The 17,276-nt window shown below is 44.8% G+C and carries 28 protein-coding genes; 23 read left to right on the top strand and 5 right to left on the bottom strand.

Annotated elements, in window-relative coordinates:
• Positions 1-174 precede the first annotated feature (174 nt).
• Positions 175-1,827 carry a glucose-6-phosphate isomerase gene (gene pgi, locus ACED60_RS21570; RefSeq protein WP_009847896.1) on the top strand — a complete coding sequence of 551 codons (1,653 nt, stop codon included), beginning with the start codon at positions 175-177 and terminating at the stop codon, positions 1,825-1,827.
• A gap of 138 nt (positions 1,828-1,965) precedes the next feature.
• Here pgi and ACED60_RS21565 read toward each other — a convergent pair whose 3' ends face one another.
• From ACED60_RS21565 to ACED60_RS21555, 3 genes are all read right to left on the bottom strand, one after another.
• Positions 1,966-2,427 (bottom strand): chemotaxis protein CheX, encoded by a 462-nt coding sequence (locus ACED60_RS21565; protein ID WP_009847897.1) that lies wholly within the window; start codon positions 2,425-2,427, stop codon positions 1,966-1,968.
• A 17-nt stretch (positions 2,428-2,444) separates the two neighbouring features.
• Positions 2,445-2,900 (bottom strand): zinc uptake transcriptional repressor Zur, encoded by a 456-nt coding sequence (gene zur, locus ACED60_RS21560; RefSeq protein ID WP_012603115.1) that lies wholly within the window; start codon positions 2,898-2,900, stop codon positions 2,445-2,447.
• A 1,334-nt stretch (positions 2,901-4,234) separates the two neighbouring features.
• A complete protein-coding gene (locus ACED60_RS21555) occupies positions 4,235-4,492 on the bottom strand; it encodes a tyrosine-type recombinase/integrase (RefSeq protein WP_371728445.1) in 258 nt (85 codons plus the stop codon).
• Between the two features lie 458 nt (positions 4,493-4,950).
• Here ACED60_RS21555 and ACED60_RS21550 point away from each other — a divergent pair, with 458 nt between their 5' ends.
• Entirely contained in the window at positions 4,951-5,508 is a 558-nt protein-coding gene (locus tag ACED60_RS21550; RefSeq protein WP_057620423.1) for a Panacea domain-containing protein, read from the top strand.
• A 1-nt stretch (position 5,509) separates the two neighbouring features.
• The gene (locus ACED60_RS21545; RefSeq protein WP_371728444.1) at positions 5,510-5,914 is read left to right on the top strand and encodes a hypothetical protein; all 405 of its coding nucleotides are present in this window, start codon (positions 5,510-5,512) and stop codon (positions 5,912-5,914) included.
• 14 nt (positions 5,915-5,928) lie between these two features.
• Here ACED60_RS21545 and ACED60_RS21540 read toward each other — a convergent pair whose 3' ends face one another.
• The gene (locus ACED60_RS21540) at positions 5,929-6,540 is read right to left on the bottom strand and encodes a S24 family peptidase (protein WP_371728443.1); all 612 of its coding nucleotides are present in this window, start codon (positions 6,538-6,540) and stop codon (positions 5,929-5,931) included.
• Positions 6,541-6,701: 161 nt separating this feature from the next.
• On the opposite strand from ACED60_RS21540, the gene ACED60_RS21535 reads away from it, so the two are divergent.
• The 20 genes from ACED60_RS21535 to ACED60_RS21440 all read left to right on the top strand — a co-directional run bounded on the left by ACED60_RS21535 (position 6,702) and on the right by ACED60_RS21440 (position 16,776).
• Entirely contained in the window at positions 6,702-6,956 is a 255-nt protein-coding gene (locus ACED60_RS21535) for a pyocin activator PrtN family protein (protein WP_057620417.1), read from the top strand.
• Positions 6,957-6,965: 9 nt separating this feature from the next.
• The gene (locus tag ACED60_RS21530; protein ID WP_371728442.1) at positions 6,966-7,148 is read left to right on the top strand and encodes a hypothetical protein; all 183 of its coding nucleotides are present in this window, start codon (positions 6,966-6,968) and stop codon (positions 7,146-7,148) included.
• Positions 7,149-7,150: 2 nt separating this feature from the next.
• A complete protein-coding gene (locus ACED60_RS21525; protein WP_371728441.1) occupies positions 7,151-7,309 on the top strand; it encodes a hypothetical protein in 159 nt (52 codons plus the stop codon).
• Complete coding sequence (locus ACED60_RS21520) at positions 7,290-9,173, top strand: replication endonuclease (protein WP_371728440.1); 1,884 nt, start codon at positions 7,290-7,292, stop codon at positions 9,171-9,173. The genes ACED60_RS21525 and ACED60_RS21520 overlap by 20 nt, the downstream gene beginning before the upstream one ends.
• 66 nt (positions 9,174-9,239) lie before the next feature.
• Positions 9,240-9,557, top strand: a complete 318-nt coding sequence (locus ACED60_RS21515; protein WP_076648863.1) for a hypothetical protein — start codon at positions 9,240-9,242, stop codon at positions 9,555-9,557.
• A complete protein-coding gene (locus ACED60_RS21510) occupies positions 9,550-10,110 on the top strand; it encodes a hypothetical protein (RefSeq protein ID WP_017081719.1) in 561 nt (186 codons plus the stop codon). The genes ACED60_RS21515 and ACED60_RS21510 overlap by 8 nt, the downstream gene beginning before the upstream one ends.
• Positions 10,094-10,561, top strand: coding sequence for a hypothetical protein (locus ACED60_RS21505; RefSeq protein ID WP_048666122.1), 468 nt, complete (start codon positions 10,094-10,096; stop codon positions 10,559-10,561). Before ACED60_RS21510 ends, ACED60_RS21505 begins: the two co-directional genes overlap by 17 nt.
• The gene (locus ACED60_RS21500) at positions 10,521-11,285 is read left to right on the top strand and encodes a hypothetical protein (protein WP_170968007.1); all 765 of its coding nucleotides are present in this window, start codon (positions 10,521-10,523) and stop codon (positions 11,283-11,285) included. Before ACED60_RS21505 ends, ACED60_RS21500 begins: the two co-directional genes overlap by 41 nt.
• A gap of 131 nt (positions 11,286-11,416) precedes the next feature.
• Positions 11,417-11,545, top strand: a complete 129-nt coding sequence (locus ACED60_RS21495; protein WP_017081565.1) for a hypothetical protein — start codon at positions 11,417-11,419, stop codon at positions 11,543-11,545.
• Positions 11,546-11,557: 12 nt separating this feature from the next.
• On the top strand, positions 11,558-12,373 hold the full coding sequence (locus tag ACED60_RS21490; protein ID WP_371728439.1) for a major capsid protein P2: 816 nt from the start codon (positions 11,558-11,560) through the stop codon (positions 12,371-12,373).
• Between the two features lie 9 nt (positions 12,374-12,382).
• Positions 12,383-12,655 carry a hypothetical protein gene (locus tag ACED60_RS21485; RefSeq protein WP_017083729.1) on the top strand — a complete coding sequence of 91 codons (273 nt, stop codon included), beginning with the start codon at positions 12,383-12,385 and terminating at the stop codon, positions 12,653-12,655.
• 149 nt (positions 12,656-12,804) lie between these two features.
• Positions 12,805-13,011 carry a hypothetical protein gene (locus ACED60_RS21480; RefSeq protein ID WP_017083727.1) on the top strand — a complete coding sequence of 69 codons (207 nt, stop codon included), beginning with the start codon at positions 12,805-12,807 and terminating at the stop codon, positions 13,009-13,011.
• Entirely contained in the window at positions 12,992-13,948 is a 957-nt protein-coding gene (locus ACED60_RS21475) for a hypothetical protein (RefSeq protein ID WP_371715295.1), read from the top strand. Before ACED60_RS21480 ends, ACED60_RS21475 begins: the two co-directional genes overlap by 20 nt.
• Positions 13,945-14,568 carry a hypothetical protein gene (locus ACED60_RS21470; protein WP_102492605.1) on the top strand — a complete coding sequence of 208 codons (624 nt, stop codon included), beginning with the start codon at positions 13,945-13,947 and terminating at the stop codon, positions 14,566-14,568. The genes ACED60_RS21475 and ACED60_RS21470 overlap by 4 nt, the downstream gene beginning before the upstream one ends.
• Positions 14,568-14,990 (top strand): hypothetical protein, encoded by a 423-nt coding sequence (locus ACED60_RS21465; protein WP_102421467.1) that lies wholly within the window; start codon positions 14,568-14,570, stop codon positions 14,988-14,990. Before ACED60_RS21470 ends, ACED60_RS21465 begins: the two co-directional genes overlap by 1 nt.
• Positions 14,987-15,319 carry a hypothetical protein gene (locus ACED60_RS21460; protein ID WP_048615170.1) on the top strand — a complete coding sequence of 111 codons (333 nt, stop codon included), beginning with the start codon at positions 14,987-14,989 and terminating at the stop codon, positions 15,317-15,319. The genes ACED60_RS21465 and ACED60_RS21460 overlap by 4 nt, the downstream gene beginning before the upstream one ends.
• Positions 15,320-15,378: 59 nt before the next feature.
• A complete protein-coding gene (locus ACED60_RS21455; RefSeq protein WP_017100572.1) occupies positions 15,379-15,807 on the top strand; it encodes a M15 family metallopeptidase in 429 nt (142 codons plus the stop codon).
• The gene (locus ACED60_RS21450; protein ID WP_017083721.1) at positions 15,804-16,214 is read left to right on the top strand and encodes a hypothetical protein; all 411 of its coding nucleotides are present in this window, start codon (positions 15,804-15,806) and stop codon (positions 16,212-16,214) included. The genes ACED60_RS21455 and ACED60_RS21450 overlap by 4 nt, the downstream gene beginning before the upstream one ends.
• The gene (locus tag ACED60_RS21445) at positions 16,214-16,345 is read left to right on the top strand and encodes a hypothetical protein (protein WP_017083720.1); all 132 of its coding nucleotides are present in this window, start codon (positions 16,214-16,216) and stop codon (positions 16,343-16,345) included. Before ACED60_RS21450 ends, ACED60_RS21445 begins: the two co-directional genes overlap by 1 nt.
• Positions 16,346-16,644: 299 nt before the next feature.
• Positions 16,645-16,776, top strand: a complete 132-nt coding sequence (locus ACED60_RS21440; RefSeq protein ID WP_371728438.1) for a hypothetical protein — start codon at positions 16,645-16,647, stop codon at positions 16,774-16,776.
• A gap of 199 nt (positions 16,777-16,975) precedes the next feature.
• Here ACED60_RS21440 and ACED60_RS21435 read toward each other — a convergent pair.
• On the bottom strand, positions 16,976-17,276 hold a 301-nt coding region (locus ACED60_RS21435; RefSeq protein ID WP_371728437.1), incomplete at its 5' end, for a hypothetical protein.

The following is a 17,276-nucleotide window of genomic DNA, read 5'->3' as shown; positions in this document are numbered from 1 at the left end:
TACCGCTCTTCATATGCGGCATAATACGTCGTGAAAAAAAATTACAAAGAATCTTTCAGTGGTGATGCGATTTGGTCATCATAGAAAAATATAAACTTTCGCCTAATCGGGGGTTCTATTCATCACTTTGGTGACGTCTAGAATAAAACCTACAGTAACATCGGGATAGATACCATGTTGAAAAATATCAACCCAACGCAAACACAAGCGTGGAAAGCTCTAACTGCACATTTTGAGTCTGCTCAAGATATGGATATGAAAGAGCTATTTGCTCAAGATGCAAAGCGTTTCGAGAGCTTTTCTACTCGTTTCGGTTCAGACATCTTAGTGGATTACTCTAAGAACCTTATCGACGCTGAAACGATGCAGCACCTATTTGCTCTTGCGAACGAGACTGAAGTTAAGTCTGCAATCGAAGCAATGTTCGGCGGTGATGCAATCAACAAGACTGAAGGTCGTTCAGTTCTTCACACTGCGTTACGTAACCGTAGCGACAAGCCAGTAATGGTTGATGGCAAAGACGTAATGCCAGCAGTGAACGCAGTACTAGCAAAAATGGAACTGTTCACACACCGTATCGTTTCTGGTGAGTGGAAAGGTTACACAGGTAAAGAGATCACTGATGTCGTCAACATCGGTATCGGCGGTTCAGACCTTGGTCCATACATGGTAACTGAAGCACTTACGCCATACAAAACTCGCCTAAACATGCACTTTGTTTCTAACGTAGACGGCACTCACATCGTTGAGACACTTAAGCCTCTTAACCCAGAAACAACACTGTTCTTAGTGGCATCTAAGACATTTACCACTCAAGAAACAATGACGAACGCACACTCTGCGCGTGATTGGTTCTTGGCTGAAGCGGGTGACTCAGCACACGTTGCTAAGCACTTCGCAGCACTATCAACAAACGCGGCTTCAGTTGCTGAGTTTGGTATTGATACTGACAACATGTTCGAATTCTGGGATTGGGTAGGCGGTCGTTACTCACTATGGTCAGCGATCGGTCTTTCTATCTCACTATCTATCGGCTTCGATAACTTCGCTGAGCTACTCGATGGTGCACACGAGATGGATAACCACTTTGCTTCAACGGAATTTGAAAGCAACATTCCAGTGATCCTTGCGTTAATTGGTGTTTGGTACAACAACTTCCACGGCGCTGAGTCAGAAGCAATTCTACCTTACGATCAATACATGCACCGTTTTGCTGCTTACTTCCAGCAAGGTAACATGGAATCTAACGGTAAATTCGTTGACCGTGAAGGTAACCCAGTAGAGTACCAAACAGGCCCTATCATCTGGGGTGAACCTGGTACAAACGGTCAGCACGCGTTCTACCAACTGATTCACCAAGGCACTAAGCTGATCCCATCAGACTTCATTGCTCCGGCTATCAGCCACAACCCAGCATCTGATCACCACCAGAAGCTAATGTCTAACTTCTTTGCTCAAACTGAAGCGCTAGCTTTCGGTAAGACAAAAGAGACAGTAGAAGCTGAATTCCTAGCGGCTGGCAAAACAGCTGAAGAAGTTGCTGAGCTAGTACCTTTCAAAGTATTTGAAGGTAACCGCCCAACGAACTCTATTCTTGTTAAGCAAATCAACCCTCGCTCTTTAGGTAACCTAATCGCGATGTACGAGCACAAGATCTTCGTTCAAGGCGTTATCTGGAACATCTTCAGCTTCGACCAATGGGGCGTAGAACTTGGTAAGCAACTAGCAAACCAAATTCTTCCAGAGCTTGCAGACGATGCACAAGTAACGTCTCACGACAGCTCTACTAACGGTCTAATCAACGCATTTAAAGCGCTGAAAGCTTAAGACTGTTTAAGTAACACCAAGTAATAACTGTAAACGGCAACCTTTCGGTTGGCGTTTTTTATGTCCGTTGATTTTACGGCAATAAAAAAGGCTGACGTATGTACGTCAGCCTTTCGCTTTTTATTTACTCGATTGTCTCTATTCGAAACAGATCTCGATGAAAGCATTACCCCACTGAGATGAGAAAGGCATGATGATGATTGCGCCTTCACATTTGTGACGAATAGTATGGCCTTTACCTGAAACCACGATTGGCGTTGCCATATCGAAGTCAAAGCCGCTTTCTGCAAGAATACGCTTTGCGCCACCGGTTACCATGTTAGTGATTTCACCCACCATGTCGGTCACTTCTTCGTTCAAACCGTTTGGTCGTTCACCTAGCATGTTTTCCATGATTTCTAGAGCAAGCCCTTCATCAAAGGTGATCGACATTGAGCCACGAGACTGTGTACCAACCATACCAATTAGGCCGGACACATCACCACGAGCGATTTCATCTTTCTTCACTCTTGGTTTCTGAGGCTTTAATTCTAGAGATGCCATCGTTTTTAGTACGTTCATCAAAGAAGCTAAAAACGGGTTTACAAATTCAGCGCGCATAATGTTCTTCTATAATCTTATTCTTTCATTTCGGAGGAGCAAGTTTGGCAAATGCCATGTGATTCAATGACATGGTTGGTCAACTTGAATCCATGCTGCTCGGCGTTACTCGCGAGTAGGGCGACAAGCGCATCGTCTTGTAATTCTATCACAGTGCCACATTTATCGCAGATCAGTAATTGAGAAAAATGCGTGTTGGCATTGCAAGAGCAGCAGCATATAAAGCTATTCGTTGACTCAACTCGGTGAATGAACCCTTGCTCTAACAAAAAATCCAAAGCGCGATAAACTGTAGGAGGCTTGGCTTGCGGTTCACTGACTTTCAATTGCTCTAATAATTCATAAGCACTGGAGGCTTTTTTATTAGATAGGATAAGCTCAAACACTCGCTTTCTTTGGGGTGTTAGCCTAACACCTCGCGATACGCATATCCCTTCAACTTGCTCTATTAATGTGTGGTCCAAATTTTTCACCGTTCAATCAAACATCCCCATTCAGCCCCTATTGCTAGGTAACCTTGTTTGAGGAGACATTGATTTTATTAAAGTCAGGTACAGAGCGTATTGTGACCTACGACTTTGAATAAGACAAGGTAACTCAAAACGACAGTGTGACTCAAGGCATAACTGATTAATCAAGCTGAATTAGAGATCTGGTGAATGAGTTTGAAAATATCAAGTGCAACAATGTGCTTATTGGGCGAAAGTTCTCAATCGACATTGGCCTGTCATCGACTAAAAAGGGTTAAGTGTTATCTGGCGCAGGAGCGGTTTTGATCTCTGATCATCAAGAACTTATCGCCACTAGCGTATCGGCAGACGGTGTTCAATTCGGTGGCATTATTGGCGCAAGTACTCCAATAGTATTTGGCCTATAGGAAACCCTACGCAATGAGTTTAAGTAAATGGCAGAGTATCAAACAATAATTGTTGCCGTTGTTAGTGCCTTGTCTAGCGGGGTGGGGAAGGCATTACACTTAAAACCGATGTTAAGTGGCTGCACTTAATGATGGAAAAGATGGATGAGCGTATTATAAGGCTTGAAAATTGTAACGGGTAAAAGAGACAGCCTTGCGACTGTCTCTTTAAGTTATTCTTTAATCAAGTCTGCGACTGTATTGACAAAGTAAATTAGACCTTTGACAAAAAAGTCAGGTCTTAATTTGAAAATAGTAAAGCCAGTGTTGAAGACCTTACGTAGCAAAGCTTGGACGCTTTTGGGCAACATAATCACACCTATATGGTTGTGTTAATTTGATTGCCAAGCCTGTATCCACGATCTATAGTCTCGGTGTCAGATATTGAGATTTAGATATCTAGTGGCCACTTTTCGAGTGATTGGCGTTACTCTAGACTTGGCTTTGAATTCGAACCCTGCCTTTTGGTGGGGTTCTTCGTTTCTGGTTAAATAAACAACACCTCCTGTATAACTCCCTTCTGTATATTGTGAATAACAAAAACACTATATCGTGTGCTTTCCCGTATTTCGGATTACAAGATAGAGCTACAACTGATATTTTTCAAGGTAAAGAAATGGGGGTGCTTGTGGATAAGTAGTGGATCTAAAAAAACTGTAAGTGACTACTAACTGATGGTGATATATGCCACTTGATTGTATAAAAAGCGTCTTTTAATGATGCTTTATTTTCGCGCGATCATAAAAAAACCCCTTGATCTTTGGGTGAAATATACAACCTTGTTTTTTGTCGAGAATACACCTAAGTAACTAATTTTTTTAATCCTTTGAGGCCTGAGTAATCCTATTTTTTCTATGTAATTTGTGCGGGAAATAATTGTGTATAAACTTGTCAGAGGATATTCAAATTTCTATGTCTTGTGACTTGGGCTACTTCTTCAATAGAGTAGCCCTTGTCAAACAACCGACTTGCACCCTCTCTTCTTAAGTCGTGATACCTCAAGTCCTCAATACCTAATTCATTTCTCACTCGCTGAAAGCCTGCACTAACACTGTGCGAGTTGTACGGGAAAATAAGTTCGTCTTTGTTCCTGAATGTTTTCGATTCCCTGTGTATAATCGCCCAATTATTTTTGACTACAATGTCCACTGTGAAGCGTGATTCACCGCTTTGAAGTGTTCTTTTTTAATGCTAGATGCCTTCGTTTCACTTCATCAATACGTACTATAGGCGTACTGAGTGGGTGAGCTTGCGGCAGAACTAGCGAGTTTCTGTATATATATGCAGTGTATAGATTTTGAGTAACGCTTTATGAAACCTGACAATACCAGTAAATACGCGGCTAACCGCTTATCCGTTGCACCCATGCTCGATTGGATTGATTAAGCAGCCTTAGCAAGGGCTGGGCTAGTTCGAGGGGTACCATAGGGGTACTCTTAATGTAGTCGTTCTCAAATATTCTCGAAATTAGTCGACATATACTATAGTTTGTATAAGTATAGTATTTGTATGATTCTTACCCATCTGATAGAATCCTCGCCTCCCAAATTAAGGGGTGGCGAAATTGCAACCCGTTTTTCTTAATCTACTCAAGTTTAAGGTGATATATGTTTTCTGAAGAAAAAGTTACGCAAATGGCTGCTTATTTTCTTCTTAGAAATGATCGCCGTTTGCCATACATCAAACTGATCAAATTGCTTTATTTAGCAGAACGAAAAGCTTTTGATAAGTGGGGAACGTCAATGAGTGGGGATAGATTCGTTTCTATGCCTTATGGGCCTGTTTTGTCTCAAACATATAATCTAATTCAAGCGCATGCGCCTGAAGATGATAGTCCATGGCAATCTACGATAAAAGATGAAGCAAATCATGAAGTGTCTTTGATAGATAACTTAGATGTAGATGATTTGGATGAACTCAGTCGTTCAGATTGTAAAATCATGGATAGTGTGTTTGAATCTTACGGTCATATGAAACCTTTTGACCTTGTCGCCTATACGCATAAACAATGTGCTGAATGGGAAGACCCTCAAGGAAGTTCGTATCCGATAAAACCCGAAACTATTTTTCGAGCTCTTGGTAAAAATGAAGATCAAGTAGAAAAGCTGATAGAAAAATATAGGGAAGAACAAGCTTTAGACTCAATAAGGGCTTCGCTGAGATAGAATGGACGATATTGCTAAAAAAGGGACAATTCTCATACCATCGGGGGGTGTTAAGCACCTACATTTTGTGTGTTCCGACCCCGTGTTCTACCCTAAAACAGCTAAAGAGAGTATTTTAGTTGTGAACATATCCTCAATACAAGAGGGGCTAGAACATGATGAGACTTGTGTACTTGATGTTGGTGATCATCCGTTCATAGCTCATCCAAGCTATGTCTACTACCGAAAAGCAGATATTTTTGGTGCTGATACCGTCAAAAGGAACATCGATGATGGTACTTTTAACGTACATGAACCTTGCGGTGACGGTACCTTTAAGAGAATTCTTGATGGCTTTGACATTAGTGAAGATGTCACAGGAAAAGTTCTTAACTTCTATCAAAAATATTGCAAATTAGAGGACTAGTGATAGTCCTCTTTTTACATCCTTTGCCCTGACCAAACCACCTCTCCAATGATTTGAAAGTCTTTGTGCTCTAAATCTTTCTTGATGATCTCCCAAGTTTTATAAGTTGGGTTATCGCTTACTACTTCGATTCGTTCCGGTAAGAATTGTAGCCGCTTAACCAACAGTGCACCTTCAAACCGAAATACATAAACCCCATCTGAAGCAAAATCATCTATTTTATTGACCATTACAATGCTCTGGTTCTTGAGCGTTGGCGCCATACTGTCACCCCTAACTGACAACAGGAAAATGTTTTCAGGTTTGTAACCCAGATCTTTCCTTAGGTATTTTTCACTGAATAGGAGAGCGGTGGAGGGGTCTTCGTTTTCGACAAGTGAGCCTGAACCGGCACTCGCTTCGACTTCATAGAGTTTTACTGAAACATACCCTCTACTAGTCGGAGTAAGGCAACCGTGCAAGGAGATTTCTTCAGCTTTAGCCATTATGTGTTTCGGTATTTTTCCGCGAGCACGCCAGTTCTGAATGGTAGACGTTGAAACACCTAAGATTTCTGCCAAATCGATATTCCGAATCGTGCCGGTCATCTTTTTTAATTCTAATAATTTATCATCAATTATGGCCATGCTCCCTCCCTTTAGAGTCAATAAGGTGCTTATATAAATTAAATATGAGCGCTTTAGTTGCCTATTGAGCTCATTGGTTGCTCATTTATAAGTGAGCGATTTTAGAGCTACTCAATTGCTCTAGATAGTCTTGAATAAACCAGAGTATCACAGGTGACCAGATGAATATGCACTTCGCATTGTTGGCTCGTTTTGAGAGTCCGACAGTTGAATTAAAGGCCGTAAGTCAGGAGTTTTTTGGGATTACGCCGAAAACCGCAGAGCAGAAAGCTAAGGCGTGTGACTTTCCTGTTCCTACTTTCAAACTACGCGACTCTGAACGGAGTCCAACGCTGATCAGGGTGGAAGATCTAGCTATGTATATCGAGAAACGATATGAGCTAGCAAAAACCGATTGGCAATCAGTGAATGGATGAGGAGGAATTATGGAAACCCCTATGCATTCTATCAACATTGATTTTACTCATTCCAGTGAAGCTAAGTTGTTACATCGATTAATTGAAAGCCAGTTGAACCCATCTATTGACTCCGAGGAGGATAGTTATCTCTCTGTTGTTTTAGGCCAATTTGAAGAAGCAATTGAATTACTTGAAAGTCTGGAGGTGTAGATATGCAAACACCAACAGAGATTCGATTCGATGAGCTGAAATTGATAATTAAGCGCTATCAATATCGTCATGCAAAGTCGCCGCGTCAACGCGAGTTGATTGAGCAACAAGCTAAATTGATAAGTAAGCGAGTATCGAGCTATGCAAGACACAAATCTTAATGTAGAGGAGCAGCTCAAAGAGCAGGCCAGTCGTGATGAAGCGACTCGTTTTTCTCTAGAGACGTCAATTGGTCATCATTTTTTTAAGCTGCTCCCCCGTGTTGTTCAGGAGGATATTGAACATCAACTTATCAAGCGTAAAAAGCGTAAGAATCCTGATAGAAGAAATCTCGAACTCTTTGCTGTTGATGTGTTCAGTCATGCCCTAAAACTTTCACCCATTATTGAAGATAAGTTTCCCTTTGCAGATGCACGTAAAGAGGCCAAACCCAAACCAGTCGTGTGCTCAGAGCTGCGACCGTACATTCAACTTGATCACTTTACGCTGACCAATGACGAAGCGTTGGAACGTTTGGCGTTAAACCTGACCGAAGTGTTCCACTATGACATCCGCCAAGTAGAGTTAAAGGAAAGCTACTTGTCTGCTTTAGATATGGCTTATCAAGCGATTGAAACCCAGATGAAGGAAATCCACCTTGAGCCTCCGAAGTTATATATTACCGAACAGATGCCGCTTGAGGATTGTGAGCGTGAATACGAAAGTGCAATTCGTCGTTGTTTGGATGTTCGATATTTAGTGCGCAAGCTCATTTATCTACGGAATCAATATATTGAGTTCGCTCAAATAGCACTTGAGCGGGTTGGGGGCGATAAAGCGCAAAGAAGTTACGTATCGAGTCGTTCATTTGAAATGTGGCGCCGCAAGCAGATAGAAGCCGAAAATTATGTTCAGTCGATGGTTGTCGTCAGTGAAGAGACCGACACCGTTTTTGATTTGAGTGAAGTGGTGAAACGAACGACGGCGAATCATGAAAATCGTCGTATTGAGCTGGTGGTACGCTCTAGAGGTGACGAAGAAAGAGCCATCGATTTAGGTTATGAAGGGGTGTTTATTACTTGGACTTTACCGGGAAAGTATCACCGAAGCTCAAAGCATTGGATTGGGTGTACACCGAAAGAAGCCCATATAAATTTGATGGCTCAGTGGAAAAGAGCGAGAGCTCTTTTCAAAAAACATCAAGTTGATTGGTTTGGTCTTCGGGTGGCGGAACCACATAAAGATGGGACTCCTCACGCGCATTTGTTTTTGTATTGTCCTAAACAGCAGCTTGAGCAACTAGTGGACATATGCCGTCAGATCGCTATAGAGGAAGATAATGAAGAGCTTAAAACAAAGGAACTTCAGGAAAAACGTTTCTTGGCTAAGCAATGTGATCCATCGAAAGGGACGGCAACGGGCTACATCATTAAATACATTTCCAAAAACATTAATGGTGCTCATATGCCAGAGAAAGAAGCGGATGAAAATGCTTTATCGGCTCGTGCATGGGCATCAATTCATAGAATTAAGCAATTTTCTCAATCGGGCTCTCCTGCAGTGGGGCTTTGGCGTCAACTCCGAAGAGCTAAACCATTAGATACCGCATTCGATGAAGAACTTGATTCACTTCGTGCTCACGCTGATAACTCTAGATGGAAGGGTTTTTGTGAATTAGGTAACAAAGCCAAATTAGCTTATGAAGAGCAGTTTAATAAGTATGGTGAGAAGACCAAACGTGTGGTTGGTTTTCGTTGGTTCGGAAAACTTATTGAGACATGCAGCGAGCACTTTCGATTGGTTAAAAAATCGGATCTGAAGCAAGTGCAAGAAGCGCGGAGCGCTTTACCTTGGAGCACTGAAAATAAGTGTAACCCACCTCCGGAAATGGAGATATCCCCGCTCGAAAAAGCCTTAATGGACGTGACCGGATGGAGCGTAAAAGGGGTTCAATGCTTGCTTAAACCGCTGTCGATGGGGGCGAAAATCCCCATTGATAAGCACACTACTCTCAGCCTGATAAATGGAAGACTGGGAGTGACTTAACCCACGCCAACGATGTGAATCAGGGGCCTTTTATCCAATACCAACGTCGAGAGACAGGGGAAGACAATGAAAAGACTATCGCTTGAGGAGTGTCAACGAGATTTATCCGCCCTCGATGCGGCTGATAAGCTGACCGCCAGCCTAAAAGTGGAAATTGACCGTTTTAAAGAAATGGACACCGGCGCACTCATGAAAAAAGCCATGGGAATGTTGATGAGTGGCAACCTTTCACTGGAGGCGTTAGGCCTTCCCGTTAACTTGTTTGAGCAGCTTGAACACCTCGACAAGCTCAATGGGGTGGCTCGCCTGAAATACCGTGCAGTGGTAGAGGTTCAAAAGCAGCAGCTTGATGAGATGGAAAGTGCAGAGGTGGATCATGGCTGAACATAAAAACCCAATCCGTGGGTATCTCTCTTGCCCGGTTTGTCAGTCGGTCGCCAGCGCTCATCAAGTGGGTGAAGGGAAACTGATTGCTACAGGGGAGCCGCCTAAAAACAGCCGCAACATTGGGTTGATGTATTACCGTTGCCCAAAGTGCGGTAACAGCTCACATAGCCATGAAGTGACCAAGTTCATTAAAGCGAATCTTGTCGCTGACTCAACCGAACTTCAACCGACAGTCACCGATAAACTGTCGGTGGTTGATCCGGTTTTGATAACCGAACCTAACCGAACAGAGGTAACCGAACTAACCGAGGGGTTAACCGAACCGGAAGAAACACAAGAAACCAGTAAAGACGCGGTTTCCAACCGAGCGGTAACCGAAACGGGCAGCGATGAAGAAACAGAAAAAAACCAAGGCAAGTTTTCCTTTAAACGAGTCGTAGCAGCGTTGGTGTCGGTTATCTTCCTCATCTGGGCATTTTCTCAACTGCTACCTAAACCGAAAGCCCCAACCGAACCAACGCAAGGGGGTGAGCATGGAGCAAACGAATGAAGTCTTGTTGAATGAGTCAGCGGCGGTGGATGATTGGGGGGATTTTGGCGCGGTCATTGATCAGCTTGAACAGCAAGAGCAAACCGAAAGCGAACCAGTTAGCCTAACCGGCTCAACCGAAACGGTAACCGAAGATAAAACCGAAGCCATGGCGGGATTACTGGATATTGTGTTCGCTTTGACCGAACAAGCCACGTCCATGATTTCAGGGGTTGAGTTTGAATTCGACGGTAAAGGGAAACAAGCCGTTATCGATGCTGCGCAGCCGGTCTTTGCCAAACATGGCTCAACCTTGATGGGAGTGTTTGGGGACTACATCGAAGAGGCGACGCTGCTGCTTGCAGTTTTGGGCTTGATCTACGCGTCCAAACAACAAATGGCTGCCTTGATGCAAGCCAAGGAGACCGAAAGTGAACAAACCCAAAACCCTAGCCCTACCGAATCCCGTTAATGCTAACCCGTCCTTTGATGCCGAGCACACCCTTTATGTGGCGGGAACGGGAGGGGGAAAAACCTCAGCGGTTAAGCATTTGGGGTTAATCCCGAAAACCGCACAAGCGGTCTTTTTTGACCCCTACACCAACTACGCGGGAAATAAGTTTCAAGGACAAATGTGCCACGGCACCTCATCACGCTTAATCTTTGTGAAATCGCTGGTGATGGCGCGTCGTCGTGGCGGCTCGTTTAAGTTGGCGTACATTCCAGCCAATGGGGCAACCGGTGGAGAGTTGGAATTTTTCGCGTCGGTGGTGTGGTCGGTAGGGAACGGCCGCGCTAGCCGGCTCTATACGGTGATTGAAGAGTTAGCCTCCTGCGTAGAAACCTCTGGCAAACTTCGAGGTCGTGCGGGTGAGCTGTTGCGTGGCGGGCGTCAGTATGGCCTTGTGGTGCACTCCATATTTCAACGAGGTCAAGAGGTACCGAAAACCGTGACCGAGCAATCCAGTGTTTGGTGGGTGGGCGCAGTTAATTCTCTGAGTGATGCTCAATGGATCGCGGATAAACGCGGGTTGGATGTGAATACTATTGCGACGTTGAAATCCGCTAAGGTCAACAAGCAACGTATCGGAAAACCGATCGCGGAATACCTCTTGATCCGTGATGGTATTGGTAATATTGAGCATAAGGCGTTGAACTGTCAATCCGGCTCAACACTCAATTTGAACTACCGGTAACCGCCCTTTTTAACCTATAGGTTACCCATCTAACCTATAGGTAACGCTTCCTTTCTTTTTCAACCTTTTTCCTCTTTGATAAACACTTCATTTGATTATTCAAGATCCAACGTCGAGAGACAGGGGAGTGTATGAAAGCTCAGCATAAAAACATCTTGATTGCTGTTGTCCTGACCTTACTGATGATTGCCATCATTAATAACGTCTCAACGTTAGAAGCAGTCAAACAACTCATCAACGGCAAACGTGGCTGGTTTTAAGGAGAGACAAACATGTCAGTAAAACCAATCAAACTGAATTCCATGGTCGGGGCCGCTTGGGGACAAAAAGGCACGCTGCCTATTCCTGTTGGGCCGACTTACCATGAGTTAGTGTTAGAGACGAATGCCGAGGCCGCCGAGATTGAACGCTTGTCTATTACGCTGAACGCAGAAGAAATCTATGTCTTAACGGGCAGTGAGATCCTCATGTTAGAGCGTTACAAGCAACGTGCTCATACCACCGGCCATTACGTGATCCCATTCAGTGATATTACCGCTCGCACTAAAAATGGGGTTCGTTACACAGGACTGGTGACAGAAGCGGGCGATAACATCCATTTGGATGTTCAGTTCAAGGCGAAAGCCGGCGGCGATCCCCTGTCTATTCAGGTTCATGCTTGGGTCACCAATGCGCAACCTGCCCGAATCTTGGTTCCAATGATAAAGCGTGAAACCATGCCAGCGAACGCAGAAGGGGTAAACGAATTTACGAGCTTAGTCTCAAGTCCGTTAATCAGCTTGCGTCGTGCGCACTTTATGTACGCGGGGATCACTAAGCTCGAGGTGGAACGTGACTTTGTGAAAGAGTACGAAGCCAACAAATTCATCAATGAAGCGAACGCCAAACGAAACGAACGTACCCCGCAAGCGGGTTACTTTCACTTTGATCCGATTGTGCGTGGTTTTTCTATTGATGAGCTCTTCCCAACACAACACAGCTCTAATTTGAAATTTTCAGTGACCACGAATGACGTCGCCGGCTCAATCCCTATTTTGGTTGAATCGGTGAAAGTGGTTCGCCCTGAAATGCTCACAGGTAAATACTAAGGAGCGCGCATGAGCTTTTTTGATGACCTGTTGGAGTTTGGTGAGGGGGCGCTCGATAGCGTGGGCGAAAATGCCGATTGGTTATTTGGTCACAACGCCAATTCGTCCAATCCCAACACCACGCAGCAGCCAAATACCCCGGCGGTCGACAATAACGGCAATGCCGTGACGACGCCACAAGGTGGCTCTGCCGTGGTGAAAGATAACACCCTGCTTTATGTGGGCGGTGGGATAGCGGCGCTCTTGGTGGTGGTTCTTCTCATTGTTCTCTTCAAGGATTAGCGCATGCCATTACTTTTCATCGGTTTGGGCGGTCTGGGGCTGGGAACGGCACTCGGGGTTGGAGTGAGTCAGGGGCTCAAAAAAACCTTAACTGCGACTGCGGTGATGGCTTTGCTCTACCTTGCCTATAAATCGGGAGTATTTCGCTCATGCTAGGCTCATTGACTTCTTTAACGGGAGGCGGTGGTTTGACGGGCGGGTCTTCAGGACCTGCAGAGTCAGGGAACACCTCCAACACCACCAACAACAGCGGCTTTACGGCCGGCGCAATGAACTTTGGCAGTCATAACGGCATACCGTGGTGGGGAATAGCGCTCGTCGCGCTTCTTGCGCTGTATGTTTTCACTCGAAAGTAACTTAATTCCTGAAACGTGGGGAAACGCCAAGCCGAGGTTAAGTCAAGCGCTTGGTGACTACCTAAAGAAGGCTGAAATTGAAGTGAAAGCGGGGCGAGAGTCCCTCTATCGAGTCGAAGACACGTTTATGTTGCTGCGCGGTGAGCAATCCCCCACCGGCGCTAAGGAGCTGGTTGTGGTCGCTTTAGCGGGTGACATGGCCATGGGGACGCTCAGTGCCCTCAATCACGGAGTGGCGAATGGGTTTGATTCGATTCGCGCCCACTTTAATCAGCGCGGCGCTTATCGCTACATTCAACGTAAATTGCAATTGCCTGTGCGAGAGATTGAGACCCACAAGAATGAGCACGTATTACAAATAAGGTTTGATGACATGGGTGGACGGAGTAAATCGAAGAGCAATGCGAAAACCATCACCACGACCACCAACAAAAGCAACAGTCAGGGCATAGGTGGTGATAACAATGGCTTTGCTCTGTCAGGGATAGAAAACTCTGACATTAATTTAAGCATGACGGACCACGGCGCCATGGCGGTGGCGGGTAAGACCGCGGAAGAAGCGTTTCACTTTGGTAATAATGCCTTAGATTTGGCGTCAGAGACCGTAGATACGTCGTTTAATTTTGGTGAAAGTGCCCTCGAAGAGGCATTGAGTTTTGGTGAGAGTGCGTTAGGAACTAACGCTGATCTTAGTGAGTACGCGATAGGCGCAAACACGAACCTGAGTGAGCACGCGATAGATTCGATTAAATCCATGGCGGGTCAACAAACGGAAACCACCAAAGCCGCGATTGCCATGGCGAACGCGTCCAAAGCAAGAGAGCAAACGGGTGAGAACGAAAGCAATAATGAGCTGTTGAAGAACGTGTCTCTTATGGTCGGCATTCTTGGCACGTTAATCACCATGGCCTATTTAGTGGCGGAGCGTAATAAATGAAACAACTCCAAACCCTAAGCCCAGGCGAAAGCATTCAATTTAATGCAGGTCAGGCGGGCAAATACCTCATCATTCGTGAAGCCAGCCATTCCCTCATGCTTCGCGGAGACGCGTTACGTCCTACAGAAATCGGGCGGGGTGATACGGTGGATATCACTCGTTTTGATGAGCTTGAACTTTTTAACCATCAGGCGGAACCGGTCACGGTTGAATATCAAGTGGCGGACATTCCCATCAGCACCACATCGCAAAAAATCGACATTAATAATTCCGTCGCGATTAGCGAAATTTTAACCCCCATCACTGTCAGTGCCGTTCAAGCAGAAGTGAAGACACGCATTCAAAATGACACGCTAACTGTGAAGAAGCTTGCTGAGCTTTACACCTTGCAAAAGGTCGATACGGGCTATCTGGATTTAACGGGAGATGAACAAAGCATTGCGGGAAATGAAGAGCGGAAAGGACTCTTCATTCAAACCTATCAAGATAATGATCGCTCTGTTTTGGTTCAAGGGTTTATTGAGGTTGTCGCCGGTGGTCATGTACTTATCAAAAGCAATGAAGCCATTACATTGGAAGGCGTTGCTGGGAATGGTGTTCGTATTGGGGAGTTTATCTAATGTTTGAACTTCACAATCCTATTGGCAGTCGTGGTGATAAGACGGGAAACGGTGGTTTTCAGTCATTAGTATTAAGCAACCAGTATGCTCAAGTTTCAGATGCCACAAACCGACAAGTAGAGTTTTCTCTGTCAGATGATGTAGAGCTACTGGAAGTACGAGTGGGTTGGTTGGATAGAGAAAATTCAAGGAACTTAGATCAAGTCGTCTTTTGGTCTCAATGCTTTGATGATCATGACGAGATGATAGCTAATAGCCATAGGGCAATGGTAGTTCCCTTTGTGGCTGGCTTTGCAAGGCGATGTTATTTCATTCCTATTTTGACACCGAGCAACGCGAAAAAAATCATATTTACTTGCAATTATATTGATATTCAAGTGTGCATTGTGTCTCGAACGACCTTTAAGGAGTTAGAGCGATGATACAGGTCGATACGCAGGGGCGAATTGTCACGATCAACGCGCCTCAAGCGTCAACTCAATTAATCCGTTTAGATGTCCAACTGACGCAAGACGTCGCCGTTAATCCCGAACTCTACCGATGGACTGGTGAGGCTTTTGTCCTGTCACTAGAGGCTCAACAAAATAAAGAACAATCTGAAAGGCGCGCAAAGGCTAAACATTACCTTGATGCGACCGATTTTTACTTAGTACGCCAAGTAGAAAACGGTGCGGACGTCCCCCAAGAGGTTCTCTCCAAGCGTGAGACAGCCAGAGCCTTACTCGTGACCCAGTTACCGGATTTCGAATAATGACCATTAAAAAGTTGAGTGCGCTCGTTGTGCTCTTCACTTTACTAGGAGTGTATTTCATGAACAAAAAAACCGTCGATAAAGCACTCAGTCAGTTTGCGTTATCAGCAAGAAGCGAGTCTCGCATGATAGGGGTTCATGGCGATCTCAAACGCGTGGTTCGCAGGGCGATTGAGTTAACCCCGTTTGATTTTGGCATTACCTCGGGAAAGCGAACGGCCGAAGAGCAAAATGCGCTCTTCAAAAAAGGCGCTAGCCAACTCGATGGCTACAGTAAAAAAAGCCGGCACCAGTCAGGCCATGCGATTGATTTTGTGGTGTATGACGAAAACAGCAAAGTCACGTGGGGCTTTAGTTATTACGAACAAGTGAGTTGGGCGTTTAAACAAGCGGCAAAAGAGCTGAATGTGCCTATTGTCTGGGGTGGGGATTGGGTCAGCTTTAAAGATGGGCCTCATGTGGAACTCGATAAACGGGTTTACGCATGATAGGCGCCATCGCCAACCTCATCACTGGCGGCATTGATGCCTATAAGCAGCACGGCCTCAATAAAGCGAATGCCCTCAAGCGACAAGATGAGATCGAGCAAGAGCGTCACCAAGCTCAAGTGAAGCGTTTACAGTCTGGAGATGAACAGGCCGCCGATTTAGATAGGGTGAGCCTCAAAGATCGCGGCCTTAAAGATGAGTTCATTCTCTTGGTGGTGTTTGTTCCTCTGATCTTGTCGTTTATCCCAGACTATGCGGAGTATGTTCAAGAAGGGTTCAAAGCGTTGGAATTTGTGCCCGAGTACTATTGGTACATAGTGGGTGCGGTGGTCATCGACACGTTTGGGTTTCGCTCTATGGTGCGTTACTTACTGGAGTTCTTTTCATTTAAATTCAGGGGTAAGTAATGGAGTTACTCGTCTCACTGAACAGCATGGGCTTATCGCCGACCTGGATAGCGTTACTCGTTGTGCTCTGGAAGCAAGATAAGCGCTTAACCATCATTGAAACAATTTTAGAAGGTAAGAATAGTGGCTAAAGCAGGGGTAAAAAGAAACGGCACGTTAAAGAAGGGGTATCGCTTCGCCAAAGGTGGGCGTGTTGTGAAAGCAAAAAGCATCACAAAGAAGCGAAGAAAACGTCGATAAAATAAATCGCAGATAGCAAAAAGGCCACTCATTGAGTGGCCTTTTTTCATGCATAAAAATGCACTTTGAAGATGGCAGGGGTGGAGAGATTCGAACTCCCAACACGCGGATTTGGAAGACTTACTAGAAAAGCTCCCTAGCTCAACCATCCACTAAAAAGGGTTTAGCGTTACTTGGCGCGGGAGCTGCTTTGGTAGTTGGTCACCCTGAACTTATCACCGCTAGCGTATCGGCAGACGGTGTTCAATTCGGGGGTATTATTGGCGCAAGTGCTCCAATAGTATTTGGCCTATGGAAAACCCTACGTAATGAGTTTAAGTAAATGGCAGAGTATCAAACAATAATAGTTGCCGTTGTTAGTGCCTTGTCTAGCGGGGTGGGTGTAGGCATTACACTCAAAACCGATGTTAAGTGGATGCGCCTCATGATGGAAAAGATGGATGAGCGTTTGACTCGGTTGGAAAACAAAAGCCCTCTGTAGGAGGGCTTGTTATTAAAGAACATTTGTTTCTTGTGGAGAATTATTCTCCTACAGGTTTGTCTTCGATTAGTTTTACTTCAGAGCCATTCTGCAAAAGTTTGTATGACTCGTTGAGCTCTTTAACAGTTTCAGTATCAAATTGGTCATCATTGCTAGCAAGGCACGTCATTGACCCTCCCGATGAATTAAACTTATGTACTTCTTTTATTGCTTTAGCAAGCTCATTGTTTGCTTTGTCATTTTGAATTAAGCCTTGTTCTTTTAAACTCGAAATCACTTTAGCTACAATGTATCCGCCCCATGAACCCACGGGGCGACTTGTCAGTGTTTGAAGTTCCAAG

It is taken from the genome of Vibrio sp. 1F279 (genome assembly GCF_041439815.1).
In the GTDB taxonomy this organism is placed as follows: Bacteria; Pseudomonadota; Gammaproteobacteria; order Enterobacterales; family Vibrionaceae; genus Vibrio; species Vibrio tasmaniensis_A.
This window is presented reverse-complemented; position numbering and strand designations above follow the sequence as displayed.